12 protein-coding genes are annotated in these 15,271 nt (G+C 42.6%); 9 read left to right on the top strand and 3 right to left on the bottom strand.

Features of this window, described 5'->3' with window-relative positions; all coding sequences use genetic code 11:
* The first annotated feature begins 13 nt into the window (after nt 1-13).
* Nucleotides 14-760 (top strand): phosphatase, encoded by a 747-nt coding sequence (locus tag CTT30_RS18775; RefSeq protein WP_252037495.1) that lies wholly within the window; start codon nt 14-16, stop codon nt 758-760.
* Nucleotides 761-820: 60 nt separating this feature from the next.
* On the opposite strand, the gene CTT30_RS18770 is transcribed toward CTT30_RS18775, so the two are convergent.
* Nucleotides 821-1,291, bottom strand: a complete 471-nt coding sequence (locus CTT30_RS18770; RefSeq protein ID WP_239835143.1) for an Lrp/AsnC family transcriptional regulator — start codon at nt 1,289-1,291, stop codon at nt 821-823.
* 151 nt (nt 1,292-1,442) lie between these two features.
* On the opposite strand from CTT30_RS18770, the gene CTT30_RS18765 reads away from it, so the two are divergent.
* Nucleotides 1,443-2,405 carry a hypothetical protein gene (locus CTT30_RS18765; RefSeq protein ID WP_252037494.1) on the top strand — a complete coding sequence of 321 codons (963 nt, stop codon included), beginning with the start codon at nt 1,443-1,445 and terminating at the stop codon, nt 2,403-2,405.
* 29 nt (nt 2,406-2,434) lie between these two features.
* Here the strand turns inward: CTT30_RS18765 and CTT30_RS18760 are convergent, their stop codons facing one another.
* A complete protein-coding gene (locus tag CTT30_RS18760; protein WP_239864144.1) occupies nt 2,435-3,997 on the bottom strand; it encodes a methyl-accepting chemotaxis protein in 1,563 nt (520 codons plus the stop codon).
* 240 nt (nt 3,998-4,237) lie between these two features.
* Between CTT30_RS18760 and CTT30_RS18755 the strand changes: the two genes are divergently transcribed.
* From CTT30_RS18755 to cqsA, 7 genes are all read left to right on the top strand, one after another.
* Nucleotides 4,238-5,767 (top strand): sensor domain-containing diguanylate cyclase, encoded by a 1,530-nt coding sequence (locus CTT30_RS18755; RefSeq protein WP_252037493.1) that lies wholly within the window; start codon nt 4,238-4,240, stop codon nt 5,765-5,767.
* A gap of 110 nt (nt 5,768-5,877) precedes the next feature.
* Entirely contained in the window at nt 5,878-6,573 is a 696-nt protein-coding gene (locus CTT30_RS18750) for a substrate-binding periplasmic protein (protein ID WP_252037491.1), read from the top strand.
* A 284-nt stretch (nt 6,574-6,857) separates the two neighbouring features.
* Nucleotides 6,858-7,802: a ribosome biogenesis GTPase YlqF gene (gene ylqF, locus CTT30_RS18745; RefSeq protein WP_239835148.1), complete on the top strand. Its 945-nt coding sequence runs from the start codon at nt 6,858-6,860 to the stop codon at nt 7,800-7,802.
* A 94-nt stretch (nt 7,803-7,896) separates the two neighbouring features.
* Nucleotides 7,897-8,874: a CobW family GTP-binding protein gene (locus CTT30_RS18740; RefSeq protein ID WP_239836350.1), complete on the top strand. Its 978-nt coding sequence runs from the start codon at nt 7,897-7,899 to the stop codon at nt 8,872-8,874.
* A gap of 404 nt (nt 8,875-9,278) precedes the next feature.
* The gene (clcA, locus tag CTT30_RS18735) at nt 9,279-10,679 is read left to right on the top strand and encodes a H(+)/Cl(-) exchange transporter ClcA (RefSeq protein ID WP_252037489.1); all 1,401 of its coding nucleotides are present in this window, start codon (nt 9,279-9,281) and stop codon (nt 10,677-10,679) included.
* Between the two features lie 118 nt (nt 10,680-10,797).
* The gene (locus CTT30_RS18730; RefSeq protein ID WP_239864148.1) at nt 10,798-11,766 is read left to right on the top strand and encodes a TDT family transporter; all 969 of its coding nucleotides are present in this window, start codon (nt 10,798-10,800) and stop codon (nt 11,764-11,766) included.
* 217 nt (nt 11,767-11,983) lie between these two features.
* The gene (gene cqsA, locus CTT30_RS18725) at nt 11,984-13,165 is read left to right on the top strand and encodes an alpha-hydroxyketone-type quorum-sensing autoinducer synthase (RefSeq protein ID WP_239864149.1); all 1,182 of its coding nucleotides are present in this window, start codon (nt 11,984-11,986) and stop codon (nt 13,163-13,165) included.
* 37 nt (nt 13,166-13,202) lie between these two features.
* Here cqsA and CTT30_RS18720 read toward each other — a convergent pair whose 3' ends face one another.
* Nucleotides 13,203-15,260, bottom strand: coding sequence for a hybrid sensor histidine kinase/response regulator (locus CTT30_RS18720; RefSeq protein ID WP_252037488.1), 2,058 nt, complete (start codon nt 15,258-15,260; stop codon nt 13,203-13,205).
* Nucleotides 15,261-15,271 lie beyond the last annotated feature (11 nt).

The following is a 15,271-nucleotide window of genomic DNA, read 5'->3' as shown; positions in this document are numbered from 1 at the left end:
TTAAGGAGGCAGTATGAACATCGTTGTTGATAGCCACACTCATACTATCGCAAGTGGTCATGCTTACAGCACAATCATCGAAAATGCCCTTGAGTCCAAAAACAAGGGGCTAAAACTTCTTTGCACCACGGATCATGCTCCTGAAATGCCAGGTGCCCCCCACTACTGGTATTTTAATAATCAAAGAATTTTGCCCCGCTTTCTTCATCAAGTCGGTATCTTGCGTGGCGTCGAGGCGAATACACTTAATATTGAAGGCGATCTCGATCTCCCCCCTAGTTCATATCAACATTTAGATTGGGTAATCGCGAGCTTTCACGAGCCTGTCTACAAACCGGCAACCACCCGTCAGCATACTCAAACTCTGATCAATGTTATTGAGAGTGGTAAAGTCGACGCGCTCGGCCACCTTGGTAATCCTAATTACCCATTTGAACTCAGAACGGTCCTTGAATGCGCTAAGCAACATAACGTTGCAATTGAAGTAAACAACACTTCCCTAACAGGCAAAAGCCGTAAAGGCAGTGACGTACGTTGCAGTGAAATTGTTGAGTTAGGTTCACAAGTAGGTGTCTATTTTACAACGGGCTCTGATGCTCACTTTTGCCATGAAATCGCAAGGCTAGATTTAGCAAAGAAGTTACTTCAACAACACAAGGTTGCTGAAGAGAAAGTCATTACAACCTCAACTGCAAGGTTCTTAAACTTTCTCCTTTTACGTGGCAAACCACGTATCGAAGAGTTTAGTTCACTTTATTAAAAACCAGACATATAACACAACCTACATTCTAAAAGCCCAGCTCAGTAAATGGACTGGGCGTTATTCAATCTCTTCGACATTCACTTCGGTACTAAATTTGACGGTGCGAGTAGAGACAGACGTCTGAAACTTTCGAATATTTTTATCTTGATGTAACACGCGTTCAATGAACTTCTCATAAGCACTAATGTTTGGCACACTCACAACCAACATAAAGTCGTATCCACCCGTAATCTGATAACATTGAGTCACTTCGGGGGCTTTCATTACTGACTGTCTAAAAACACTGTATATATCAGGTCTATCCCGCTCCATTTCGACGGAAACAATCAAGTTCATCTTATTTCCAGCCAATTCAGGGTTGATGATCGACACATCACCAATAATCACCTTTTCCTCTCGCAGCCTCTTTACTCTTTTCAAACAAGCGGGTGGAGACAAGCCAACTTCCTCTGCCAACTCGACATTCGCGATGCGATTATTCTTCTGTAAAATCGCTAAAATCTTCCTGTCTAAACGATCAATTTCCATAATTTCTTAAAAAGCCATTTTTGGAAAACTTTAACACGAAAGTTAAATAATAAAGAAATTTTAACTTACATCTACCTAGAAAATTGAACTCCAAATTTCTTTTAAGTCTATTAGCATTTGAGCTATCTAATTATTCTAAGCGGAACTTATCATGGAAAGCGCACGCAAATTCTTTCGCGATCTCCTTAAAGAAATATTCGATGTCACTTGGACACTTTACAAAGTGATGATTCCTATCATCATCGTCATTAAAGGAATAGAGGAGCTCGGCGGTATTGCTCTGCTAAGCGAATGGCTTAGCCCTTTGATGAACCTTATCGGTTTGCCCGATGAAATGGGGCTGGTTTGGGCAACAACTTTACTGACCAATATGTACGCCGGATTGTTGATTTTTATGGGCACTAATAGTGAGCTGACCGTTGCTCAGGTATCGATTCTCGGTTCTTTAATGCTCATAGCCCATTCGATACCAATTGAAGCTGCAATAGCCAAACGAGCAGGAGTAAGCCTAACGATCACAACACTGTTCAGAGTGGGTGGTGGTTTGCTCTTTGCTTGGCTTCTTCATCAGCTTTACCAGTTTGGAGATCTACTGAACACACCTGCACAAATCGTTTGGAACCCCGAGATTCCACCAGAACAAAGTCATCTAGAATGGGCATGGTCTCAAGTGGAAAATTTACTCGCCATCTTCGTTATCATTGCCGTATTACTCTTCTCTTTGAGAGTTTTGAAGCTACTAGGCGTTGAAAAGTTAATGGCAGTCGCGCTGAAACCGATACTTTCAGCACTTGGCATCAGTAGAGAAGCCACCAACATGACCATTATTGGCATTACTCTGGGCATTTCTTTCGGGGGTGGCCTGTTGATCAACGAAGCCAAACGCGGGCATATAGCCGCGAGAGATGTCTTTACCGCTGTCATGCTACTCAATCTCGCTCATAGCATGATTGAAGACACCATCCTTGTGCTCCTAATTGGCGCAGATTTTATCACTATATTCTGGGGAAGACTGGCCTTTGCATTGATCGTAGTCGCCATCATTTCACAGCTCCTTAAGCGAGTCAGTGAGGCAACGTGTCAACGATATTTGTATAAAAGCGTTCAGCCATGACTATCGCCCTGCTGATTAGCAGGGCGCTTTTATTTCTCTTCAAAACGCTGGGCCAACTGATAAAACTCTCTAACTTGATTCCGCAATTCTTGTGAGTGCTGATTTACAGAGTGTGTTGCTGCTAAGTTCTGCTCAGCGGCGGAGGCAATTGACTGAATGTGTAGATTGACATCCCCAGACAGCTGGCGTTGTTTATTCGCTGCATCTTCAACTGTGCTCATTAAGTGATTCATTGACTGCATCATGGTTTCCACTTCAGATAAACGCTTAGCGCTTTCTTCTGCAACTGCACCACAAGCTTGCGTTTGTTCACGGTTAGTGATGATGTCACGTTGCCAATTCTCTATAGTGGTCAGCATAGTTTCAATGCTGTCTTTAATTTGAACTGTCGCATTTGAAGTTCTGCCAGACAGTGCTCTCACTTCGTCTGCAACAACAGCAAAACCTCTCCCCTGCTCACCAGCCCGAGCCGCTTCAATCGCTGCATTAAGAGCCAATAAGTTCGTTTGTTCCGCAATTCCACCAATTTCTTGCATCATCTGGCTAACATTTTGAGCCTGCTCACTCAGTTGATAAGTGGTATTCGTCGCTTTCTCTGCTTGCACGCTTAGTTGCTCGAGGTTGTCATGTGTTTTATCGATCGTATCTTTTGCCAATAAGCAGGTTTTTAGTGTCACATCAATAAGGTCATGTGCCTCATGTGTGCTGGTTGACACCTCATTGGCCGACGCTTCCACTTCTTCAGTTGCCTCACGTACTTGACGAATGTCTTTAGTCTGCTGCTCCAACGCTTGGGTGACTTGTAATGTTGTTGCACTCAAACCGTCCGACAAATCCTGAAGAGGCTTAGCTGAGTCCGTCATACGACCTAACACAGTGCGAATACGTGCAGACAGTAATTTAATATGGAAGTCAGCGATAGAAAATTTGCTGCTCCCGGAGTAAATCAAACGACTAACACTGTCGTACTTAGACTGGAGTTCTTTCAGTTGCTTTGGCGTGTCAATTAACTCCTGTCTAAAGAGCAAAGCAACGACAGAAAGCGGTAGGAAGCTAGACAACCAGCTTGCGCCACCTTCCAGTGACAGTAAATTCGCTATAACAGGTGCTGAAAGAGAACCCAGTAAAATGGCATAACGAAGTGAGTCGCCGATTTGCAATGACCAATTTCTTCCTGAACGTTCTGCCTTTAGCAATGATTGATAGGCTTTGTCTGCGACCATAACCCACTCTCGCTTAGGCTTAACGCGCACAGATTGATAACCAGTCATTTCTCCATTTTCGTAAATCGGGGTAACATAGGCATCCACCCAGTAGTAGCCACCGGATTTAGTACGATTTTTTACAATTCCGCGCCAAGCTTTGCCTTGCTTAAGATTTGCCCACATGTCGGCAAATGCCGCCTTTGGCATCGTATCATGGCGTACAATATTGTGATTTTGACCCAGCAGCTCATCCTGAGTGAATTCGGCTATACGACAAAAGGCTTCATTACTGTAGGTAATAACGCCGTTAAGATCGGTTGTTGAGACAAGTTGTTCGTTGGTATCAAGAAGAGTTTCACAGTCTGACGAAGTTTGGTTAGCACTCATGAGGGTAAACTTTTGTTGTAGTTATATGGCACGGAAATATAAACAATAATTCAAATCATGACAAAATATTAAAGTGATCTCATGTAACACTTTTGGATTATTTGATGAGTTTTTTTGTTTTAAACACAATCACTTCCTCTCTATTTCAACTAACTAATCTGTTAACTACTGGCTCAAATAGAAAATGATCTCTACAATAACGGTGCAATTTTGCTCAGTTTCTCAGGTAACCCTTTATTAGTGTATAAATTAAAACACTTCAGTCTCAAACAGCTTACCATTCTGGTTTCTATCTCTGTCGTTCTCTTATTTCTAATGTTTTACTTTTCTTTTAAGGCATTATGGAGTCACGAGCTTGCGATAGAGGCATCACAGAAACGGCAACGCCTCGAAATTGAACGCGTACAAACTGTTCTAAAAATGGAAGAACTTGAACTGAGGGCTTCCTTAGAAGATTACGCTGCCTGGACAACATTAGCGCAATTCGTTCAAAATCCGAATGACTCATTTATCCAAGATAGTATTGGGCCCCACGCTTTTGAATCTAAGCTGCTTAACGGCATCATCATTTTTAATGATCAGCTAGACGTCACATGGAGCGCTTTGTACGAAGATGGTCGCATCCGTTCAGAGCAGTTTATTGCTCTCAATGACCCTGAAGTTGTGCGTAAACTGCTTGAGCAATCGATTAATGCCTCAAGCGCTAAGGTTGCCTCACATATCCAGTATGCGGTATATAAAAATTCGCCTTATATACTCGCCTCAGCTCGAATTTGCTTGAGCGATGGCAAGTCATGCAATTTTGGCTATATCGTCTTTATTCGTAAAATTCGTGATGATTTTATCTCTGAAATAGAAGCTGCCACGGGTGTAAAGATTACTGTTCATCCACTTAGCGAGCATGAATCTGTCCACAGTACCCTGCCAAATAACGTATCCATTATATATCGCGATGACTTTCTTGATGGTGATAATATCGCTATCGAAATCACTCACAGTGAAAAGCATCCTGCTTTTCTCACTTTCTCAGAAGCCAGCGTACTCGCTTGCTTTGCGCTGGTCATGTTTGCGTTTAACCTAACCGTAGTTTCCAAATTGATCAAACCACTTGGAAATGCACAAAAAGCGCTGCGTCAATTTCAAAAATCCGGTGACATGCTGCCCAACGAAGCGACTTTTATTTCTAAGGAGATGAGGGGCTTCGCTCGTGACATCAACAACTTAATTACAGAGCTTGATGAAAAACGGGAATTGCTCAGAAAACAATCTATCATCGATCCATTAACAGGGATTGCAAACCGTCGTCATCTGTACGAGATGGCCAAACACTTCATTGAAGAATTAGGCTATCACCAAATCGGTGTCATACTTGTCGATGTTGATCATTTCAAGCAATACAATGATAACTACGGCCACATGGCAGGTGATCATGCGTTATGTCATATTGCCGCAGCACTAAATACCGTCGAATCACCCTATGAGCATTTAGTCAGCCGATACGGTGGTGAGGAGTTTTGTGTGATTCTTGCTAGTGACGTGGAGTTGGATCTTAATGGATACCTTAATCAACTAGTTCAAGCAATCAGCAGTTTGGCTATTGAGCACGCATACTCACCGACAAGTCCATTTATTACTGTAAGCGCGGGGGCGACCTCAAAGCAGATAACGTCATATGAACACTTAACAAGTTTATTCCAGTTTGCGGATCAAGCCCTTTATATGGTCAAGCAGGAAGGAAGAAACGGCTATCGTATCATGGCGGCAAGCTAAGCCTTCTTCTGACTCAAGTTAAAAGTAAACACATATTGGAGTGCCCTTCATTTAACTTCCATTCTAAATGGACTATATAAGTGGTATACCCATAAGAAGCGATCTCGATAATGCTTACCAAGTTTTTCTCTTATTGTTGGTTAACCTCCCTCCTGCTTTTTATGCGCCCGGTTCACTCAGAACCTGTCGTTATCGCCATTGGTGAAGTTTACCAAAGTAAGACGCTGAATGAGGTCGTGGGCTTCACTCTAGTGGATGACTTAAAGCAGATTTACAACAAATTGGGAATCAATGTCGAGTTTGCTTACTTACCCAATGAAAGAGCCATACGAGCAGTCAGTGAAGGACGATATCAAGGGTTAGACTTACGAATTTCAAATCTCGCCAATGATGCAAATATGCTCAAGGTAGACGTTCCTCTCTACTACATCAGCATTTACGTGTACGGGTTCGAAGGCCAGTTTTATAACCGCCTAGAAGAAGTATCCGGTAAAATATTAGTCTCTCAACTAGGAATGAGATTTGTTGACAAGGTCAAAGACTACAAACGTCTATTTCTAGTCGAGAATGCCGAGCAAGCCGCTCTAATGGTGAGCAAAGGTCGCGCTGATTTGTGGCTAGCACCTGAAGCTGTTTACGATGTCCTGAAATCAAAATATCCCGATATAAAACCGGTAAGCAGCGCGGTACTCTATGAACCTCTCTACCACTATATTCATATCTCCAACAGGCATTTACTCCCCCAACTGGAACAAGCGGTAAGAGAATTAGTCGCAGACAGGCAGAAGAAGCAACTGCCATTATGAAGTAACTAAACCAGTATCTAATGCATTGGCCGTCATAATAATAAACCGACTAGTTTGCCAGACTAAGCCTTCTTCCTCCGTTGAGCGGAAACAAGCGCTCAGAAATACAAGTTGGTTTATCTAGGCCTTTGTTATGAGAAAACTCCGGTCAGTGATAAGATTGCGACCAAGTCAATCTGCTAGGCGTAAAGTTTGGCCTCTTAAGCTTGTGATGTGCCAATGCTTTGTTATTTTTAAAATCACACAGCAGATTAAACCATTAAATAAAAAGGCAATATTTTCAAATGGTTAACAATACAATTCAATGGTTTCCTGGGCATATGCACAAAGCCCGCAAAGAAATTGAAGAAGCGATCCCTCAAGTGGATGTCATTATCGAAGTGCTGGATGCCCGCATCCCATTCAGTAGTGAGAACCCAATGATTTCTGAAATCCGTGGTGAAAAGCCTGTCGTAAAAGTACTAAACAAACGCGACCTTGCTGACCCAGAGCTAACACAATTATGGATTGATCACTTCGAAAAAGAGCACAACGTCAAAGCTATGGCCATTACCACTTCTAACACACAAGAAGTGCATAAAATCCTCGAGCTTTGTCGTAAGTTAGCCCCACACCGTGAAGAAATTGGTAAAAACATTCGCACCATGATCATGGGCATACCGAATGTAGGCAAATCGACCATTATCAATACGCTAGCGGGTCGTACGATTGCCGTGACAGGCAATCAGCCAGCGGTAACTCGCCGCCAACAACGTATTAATCTTCAAAATGGTATCGTCTTGTCTGACACACCAGGAATCTTATGGCCTAAAGTTGAAAACCCACACAGTGGATTTCGCCTGGCGGCAACCGGAGCGGTTAAGGACACGGCGATGGAATATGAAGAGGTCGCCTTTTACACTGTCGAATACTTAGCAAAAGCCTACCCTGAACGTTTGAAGGAACGCTATCAGATCGAAGAAATGCCTGAAAGCGACATAGAGCTGATGGAAGAGATTGGTCGCCGTAGAGGAGCTTTACGTTCGGGTGGGCGAGTTGATCTACACAAGTGTTCAGAAATTTTACTTCACGAGCTACGTAATGGCACATTAGGACAAGTGACGCTTGAGCTGCCCGAAATGATCACTAAAGAGCTTGTTGAAGTCGAAATCGAAGCGGCGAGAAAAGCCGAAGAAAAAGCCAAGAAAAAAGAAGAACGTAGAAAACGTTACCTCAAAAACAAAAGATAGACAGAACAACGGCGGTATCTACCGCCGTTTTTTATGCTCGTTTCCACACATCTTTTGATATAGTCAATGCAGTTTTATCCAAGAGTGTTGCATGATGAAAATTCCAACCAATATCATTACTGGTTTTCTAGGTACCGGAAAAACCACCGCTATTCTAAACCTTCTAAAAGAGAAGCCAGCCGATGAGAACTGGGCTGTACTGGTTAACGAGTTCGGTGAAATCGGTATTGATGGGGCGATGTTGACCGAGCAAGGAGCGATGATCAAAGAAGTGCCCGGGGGCTGCATGTGTTGTGCCGCTGGAGTTCCTACCTCTGTCGCAATCACCGCTCTACTTCGCACGCAACCAGATCGACTTATTGTGGAACCCACAGGTTTAGGCCATGCACATAAGATACTTGCAACTCTGACATCTGTTCAGTTCAGAGATTACATTGATCTCAGAGCGACAATTGGACTCGTCGATCCTCGTAACCTTTCACGCCCTAAATATCTTGAAAATCAGAATTTCATTGACCAGCTCAGTATTGCAGATATCGTCATCGGCAATAAAGTCGATGAGTGCCATGTCAGCGATGTGGATGCGTTTAACGATTGGGTGGCGGATCAAAATCCACCCAAAATATACAGCCAGTTAGTCAAACAGGGGCGCTTCCCTATCGAACTTCTCGATAACCCAAGACGAAACCCAACGACGTCCGACAATATCGAGGCTCACCATCATCAACATGCAGAAGCTGAGCCTCAGTTTGCGCTCGCTCCTGATCAAACCATGATGCGTAAAGAAAACAAAGGGCAAGGTTACTTTAGCTGTGGCTGGCTGTTCGGAGCAGAAGTTACGTTTGATTTTGATGAACTGTTTTCAATGCTTTCTGATTTAACAGCAGAGCGAGTAAAAGGCGTCATGAATACCGATAAAGGTTGTTACTCATTTAATGTCAGTAATGGTGTCGTATCGGTGAACCAAATGTCACTGGAAGGTTTTGAAAGTCGACTGGAAGTTATTGATACCGAGCTTTTGCCATGGGATCAATTAGAAACCGTACTCAAACATATCGCAAAGCTAGGCTAAGCCCTAGACGACAAAAGGCGCACTATTAAGTGCGCCCTATCCCTCGTTACTCAATCGTGAGTCTGCGAATCAAGGCCATCTGTGGCTGCACCCTGATAATAAAACGAGGATCACAAAAAGATTTGTTGAATCCATCCAAATTGTAGGTAAGGCTGCAAATCCTCCATGCGGGTCGGTTCAGATTGCCTTACCCCTTAACTATGGTTCAAAACCACCAAAGTGCAAGGTAAGAAACGTGATCTCATGCCAATTCTTATCTATTTCTCGATCTTGGTATTCCCTCCATATTTGAAAATCAAATTTTCATTCTTGACGCTATAGTTAAGCCTGCACAAGCGTATAATTCTTGCTGAAAACATTATTTTTTCTAATGGCGAAATAAATCGTACAAGGGTGCAACCTATATGACTAAAAGAGAGAAAATTAAGCAGTCCCTGTTAGCCAGCATGCCAAAAGACGCTATCAACCAGTTTCTCTCAAAAGATAAAACGCCACTCTCCGTTCTTTTCCTTTCTTTGATCGTGGGTCTCTTAGCTGGAACCGTAGGCACCTTCTTCGAAATAGCGGTGCACTTTGTCTCCGAAACTCGAACTGACTGGCTAAAGCAAGCCATTGGTCGTGCGCTGCCACTCTGGCTCTCTGCCTTCCTAATAAGCGCCGCGCTTGCTTTTATTGGTTACTATTTGGTTCATCGTTTTGCTCCTGAAGCCGCAGGTTCAGGCATCCCCGAAATTGAGGGCGCGATGGACGGAATCCGCCCTGTCCGGTGGTGGCGTGTTCTACCGGTTAAATTTTTCGGAGGAATGGGCGCACTTGGCGCAGGTATGGTGCTTGGCCGAGAAGGACCTACAGTACAAATGGGCGGGGCCATTGGCCGTATGGTGACAGATATTTTTCAGGTTAAGAATGACGACACTAAGCACTCCCTACTGGCTTCCGGTGCAGCTGGAGGTTTAGCCGCCGCTTTTAATGCTCCTCTCGCAGGAATCATGTTTGTCGTCGAGGAAATGAGGCCTCAATTTCGTTATTCGCTCATCTCAATACGAGCAGTCATCATTTCAGCCATTACAGCCAACATTGTATTTCGTGCCATTAACGGACAAGGCGCTGTCATCACAATGCCTCAATACCAACCACCAGAACTTGCAGCCCTTTGGCTATTCCTACTTTTAGGCGCAATGTTTGGCATGTTCGGGGTTGTATTCAATCGTCTTGTCACATTATCCCAAGATCTCTTTGTGAAGCTACATAGGAACGATCGGAAGCGTTATCTCATTACAGGTAGCTGTATTGGTGGCTTCTTTGGCATCATGTTGCTCTATTTGCCAGAAGTGACAGGTGGAGGTATTGATCTTATCCCAACCATCACTAATGGTGGCTATGGAGCGACAGTTCTCTTAATGCTGTTTGTCGCACGTATTTTAACCACTCTGATCTGTTTTGGATCGGGGGCACCAGGCGGTATTTTCGCCCCTATGCTCGCGCTAGGCACTTTATTTGGCTATGCTTTCGGGCTGATCGCTAAAGGGCTAATGCCTGAGCTGATGATCTCGCCAGGGATGTTTGCCATAGCTGGAATGGGTGCACTGTTTGCTGCAACCGTTCGTGCTCCGATTACCGGAATCCTTTTGGTTATCGAAATGACTAACAATTACTATCTTATTTTACCCCTGATCATCACCTGTTTAGGGGCGGTGATTTTCGCTCAATTATTAGGTGGACAGCCAATATATAGCCAACTGTTACATCGAACATTAAAAAATGAGAAGTTGAGACAGGAAGACCTTCCCTGCGACACCAAATGATAATTGCGCAGTCACCAACTGCCTTGATATGATCCTGAGCCTTAAGATATTTGTAGCATAGAGTATTACTCTCACTCATCGCCTCATCATCAATTTCAAGCTAATCAGGAATAAGCAGTTGAACTGGAGACGCTTCATACAATTTCAAAGTGTGCCACCATCACAAGCCGCACTGGCATTAGGGATGATTGGCCTTGGACATGCATGGGCATTATACCTTCCTGAAATTGGTGTGTTTATACGTCCCTACTTAGCCGCAGGTGGCGCTGTCTTGTTGTTTCCTGTATTGATAAAGTATTTCAGTAACTACAGAACCTTTATCCATGACATACGTAACCCTCTCAGCGGTAGCTTGATGGCTCCAATGAGTATGGCATTACTTATCTTATGTGACTATCTGGCAGTGATATCCCCTTTGATTGCTTACCCATTATGGTTTGCCGCTTTATTGCTGCACATCACCATGATGGTTCTTTTCTTCTTTTTCCAGATAACTCGATTCAAAGTGTCCAACATTGTTCCCAGTTGGTTTCTCTACCCCGTTGGGCTAATCAGTAGCTCACTGGCAGGAACCAAGTTTGGACATACTGTTTTTTCAGAAACTCTCGTCAGTATTTGTATCACCATCTACTTCTTTATGCTGCCACTGGTGTTATATCGATTGATGTTTGAAGGAATGTTGCCACGTCGAGCAAGGCCAACTTTGGCCATCATGGCTGCACCAATAAACCTCTCCTTAGCGACTTATTTGGTTAATTTCCAGAAGCCCGATCCTATATTGACAGGAGCATTAGCTGGAATTGCAATCACAATGACACTGACCATTTACCTCTGCTACTTCCGGCTGATGAGATTAAAATTTCAGCCTTCTATTGCTGCAGTGACTTTCCCCTCCGTGATTAGTGCGATTGCCATGCATAGACTCACCAGCTTTTTCGAGCAATATCATCCACATTGGCACTGGCTTCACAAATTTGGATTTTTCGAGCTCAGTGTTGCCACAGGACTGGTAGCTTGGGTTTTAGTTGGCTATATCAAAATGTATTGGCCAGAAATTTTTGTCACACGCAAAAAAGAAGATTTATAAAAATAGCATTTCGTACTGAATAAATAGCAAAAAATACAATTAAAAACAAAGAGTAAGCTGGATCAGCGTATAGATAGATTTCATCAGTTATTATAGTTGATGATTTTATTTGCAACAGACTCCAAACTAATAAATATTGGGTGTCGAAATTATATCCATTTTGGTTCATATATCCCATTGTCAGCTGGCACTGGTTTATACAAAAAGGATATTTATTATGAATACGCTTAACCATTACCCACCCTTGCCAGATTTTATAAGTAAAAAAATAGAACACTATCTGGATGATCTTGTCCGTAAAAACAAAAACGGAAAACACTTAGTTTTAGGTGCTAGGCCAAGTAACAATGACCTCGTGTTACAGAGTAATGATTATCTCGATTTATCCAATAACGCTGAAATCATTGATCATCATGTAAATTCAATATTGGCGCGTAAAAACAGCCCCTTCATGTCAGGGATATTTCTCAGAGACGAAGCGTCTCAACCCAAAGTAGAGAAAAAATTGGCCGAGTATGTGGGGTTTAAGTCTTGCTTGCTCTCTCAGTCTGGTTGGGCTGCCAATACAGCACTACTACAAACTGTTTGTGATAGCGAGACCAATGTCTATATTGATTTCTTTGCACATATGTCATTGTGGGAAGGAGCAAGAATTGCGGGGGCAAATATCCACCCTTTTATGCACAATAACGTTAAGCATCTGGATAAGCTGATTAATAGACACGGACCTGGTATCGTTCTAGTTGACTCTGTATACAGTACAATTGGAACCATGGCACCCCTTGTTGACATTGTCTTACTGTCCAAAGAGTATGGCTGCGCAATCGTCGTTGACGAATCACACTCTTTAGGCACCCATGGCAAGCAAGGGGCTGGGCTGCTTAAATCGCTTAAGCTAAGCCACCAAGTCGATTTCATGACCGCGAGTCTCGCAAAAACATTCGCTTATCGAGCTGGGGCGATTTGGTGTAATAATCAGGCTAATGATTGTATTCCCTTTGTCGCTTATCCTGCTATTTTCAGTTCGACGATGTTGCCACATGAACTGGACAGATTAGATAAAACGTTGGACGTCATAAAGAAATATGACAATGAGCGGGATTACCTTCAAGAAATAAGTCGTTATTTAAAAACGAACTTATCAAGTATAGGTTTAACAATTCGTAGCGATACACAAATAATTGCTCTTGAAACCGGTGACGAAAAAAATACAGAGCGAGTACGCGATTTTCTTGAGTCTCACGGTATTTTTGGTGCTGTATTTTGTCGACCAGCCACAACAGCAAATAAAAATATAATTCGATTATCTTTAAATAGCTCCACCACTAAATCGGATGCAGATCAGATAATAAATACTTGTAAGCTGGTTAATGAACAGCCAGATATGTATTTTATTTAGACAACATAAAGGCTAACCTCAGCCCTTGAGCTTAGCCTTAAATCCAATTAGAGATTTTATCTAGCAATACCTCAGTTCCCGCTGGCTTAATAATATAATCATTCATCCCCGACTCATGGATTTTATCAATAGCGCCAGATGTTGAATCCCCGGTGTGCCCTAAAATAGGAACATTGGCATATTCACGATCAGAAGAGCGAATCGCATTGGCCGCATCTAGCCCATTGAGTTGTGGCATTTCAATGTCCATAAGAACTAAATCAACCAAATTGTTCTGTAGTTTATCCAACACCTCTTGACCATTTTGCGCCTGTATCACTTCAAATCCTTGCTGCTCAAGCAGGATTGATGTGTAAGTACGTAAAGAGTGATTGTCATCGGCAATAACAATAGTTTTACCAACACGTACCTCTTTACGAGGGAGCAGATTTCTATCCGGTTCTGGTGACTCAAAGAAGAGTTCATCCAAGACACGACCAGGCTCAAGCAACATGCGATGTTTTTCTACTGGGTAAATAGTTAAATGCCTTTCAATATCATTGTGGTAACGGTTGTTTTCATCATATAGGAATACAATCCGTGCTTCGGTAAAGTGAAGTTTATTTTCTAAAGCTGCCAACTGATTTGGAGACGTAATCACAGCATCCAAATCAATAAAGATGAGATCATATTCAAACTCGTATTCTTCCCGGCTATTGGCGAGCTCAATATCAACAGTATTGAGTGTGAAGCCTTTATAGAATGATTGCTCATTAAGAAGACGAGAAATCACGCTGGTATCACCAACATAGAGTGCTGATTTAGATTTCATCAGATCCAATTTTATATGGTCAACTTTTTCTGATTGGTACTTTGGAAAGGTCAAAGTAAACTCCGTCCATTCATTAAGCACCGACTGACAGCTGATTTTACCGCCAACTGCTTGCATCACTTTGCGACAGAACGGCAAACCTAATCCATAGCTCCCAGATTTACCAAAGGTATAGAAGTCCTTAAAAATATTCTCTAGCACATCCGGAGCAATACCAACACCATTATCCCGAAAGGTCATGACATTGTATTTTTCATAACACCTTAATTCGATATTGATTCTAAAATCTTCACCACTTTGATAGTAAAAAGCATTTTTTAGCAAGTTGTATAATGCGTATTTAATGAGGGTATCACTGCCAAAAAAAGCGGCGTCCTCTTCACAGTGAAACTGGACAGATTGCTTATCTTTAGAGCTTTTATAGGCAAAGCTAGCGAGAGAATCTTCTATTACCCTCTTGAGTGATTGCTTTTTGAACGTCGAGGTAGAAACGCGATTTTCATCAATTGAAGTCAGCAATAAGTCTATCGTTTCGTTACCGTACTGTATGACCTCATCAGCATCACTCAATACTTCTCTAGCGATAGTCAGCTCCTGATGAGACATTGGGTAAAAGTCTGAGTACTTTGACTTATCATCAGGTAGAAGAGAGCTGAGAACATCAAAAGAAGCCTTTAGAGCGCTGAGAGGGTTTCGCATCTCGTGCGCGATGCCAGCACCAAAAGATTTCGCGATTGATACTTTACTCTCATGCTCTACTTGGTTTCTGAAGTAGAACAAATTACCAAAGACATAAGTAAACAAAAAAATGGGTATGTAAGGCCAAACAACCTGTTCGATGGCGTAAGAAAAATCGAACCCATAAACAGCGAAAAACGCAATCAACAGTGAAAATACGGCTTGCAGTAACATCAAACGTGTCTGGTGAACCAATAAGATATGGAGAAATATAGACGCCATAAAAGACATCGCCCATATCGTAGACCACTGATTCATAAACATCATGAAACTAAAGAAACAAGGCAAACAAAACGCGATAGATACTAAATAGTATTGAGGCATGTACTTTTGCAGATACTTAGGCAACGAGTGCCTAAACGCGATCACCGCAAACAATGCGGAGCAAAGTAATCTTAAAGCAAGGTTTTCATAGGGTTGTGGAAATAGATACGACCAGACATAGTAATAGGTCGGAAAGCCAAGCAGCCCCATCCATCCCACTAGCGTTAAGTTGGGCTCCGCATACTGGTATACCTTACGTACTGATTCCAGAACTGCTGTCATGAGTGTTCCTG

This window comes from Vibrio coralliilyticus, from assembly GCF_024449095.1.
Taxonomy (GTDB): Bacteria; Pseudomonadota; Gammaproteobacteria; order Enterobacterales; family Vibrionaceae; genus Vibrio; species Vibrio coralliilyticus_A.
Note: the sequence above shows the minus strand (reverse complement) of the source record. Positions and strands in the feature narration are given on the sequence as shown.

What these genes read in the sequence shown, in the direction of transcription:
- clcA (WP_252037489.1), top strand. Translation starts at nt 9,279, where the DNA reads ATGACTAAAAGAGAGAAAATTAAGCAGTCCCTGTTAGCCAGCATGCCA.
- CTT30_RS18720 (WP_252037488.1), bottom strand. Translation starts at nt 15,260, where the DNA reads ATGACAGCAGTTCTGGAATCAGTACGTAAGGTATACCAGTATGCGGAG.
- CTT30_RS18760 (WP_239864144.1), bottom strand. Translation starts at nt 3,997, where the DNA reads ATGAGTGCTAACCAAACTTCGTCAGACTGTGAAACTCTTCTTGATACC.
- CTT30_RS18770 (WP_239835143.1), bottom strand. Translation starts at nt 1,291, where the DNA reads ATGGAAATTGATCGTTTAGACAGGAAGATTTTAGCGATTTTACAGAAG.
- CTT30_RS18740 (WP_239836350.1), top strand. Translation starts at nt 7,897, where the DNA reads ATGAAAATTCCAACCAATATCATTACTGGTTTTCTAGGTACCGGAAAA.
- cqsA (WP_239864149.1), top strand. Translation starts at nt 11,984, where the DNA reads ATGAATACGCTTAACCATTACCCACCCTTGCCAGATTTTATAAGTAAA.
- CTT30_RS18775 (WP_252037495.1), top strand. Translation starts at nt 14, where the DNA reads ATGAACATCGTTGTTGATAGCCACACTCATACTATCGCAAGTGGTCAT.
- CTT30_RS18765 (WP_252037494.1), top strand. Translation starts at nt 1,443, where the DNA reads ATGGAAAGCGCACGCAAATTCTTTCGCGATCTCCTTAAAGAAATATTC.
- CTT30_RS18750 (WP_252037491.1), top strand. Translation starts at nt 5,878, where the DNA reads ATGCTTACCAAGTTTTTCTCTTATTGTTGGTTAACCTCCCTCCTGCTT.
- ylqF (WP_239835148.1), top strand. Translation starts at nt 6,858, where the DNA reads ATGGTTAACAATACAATTCAATGGTTTCCTGGGCATATGCACAAAGCC.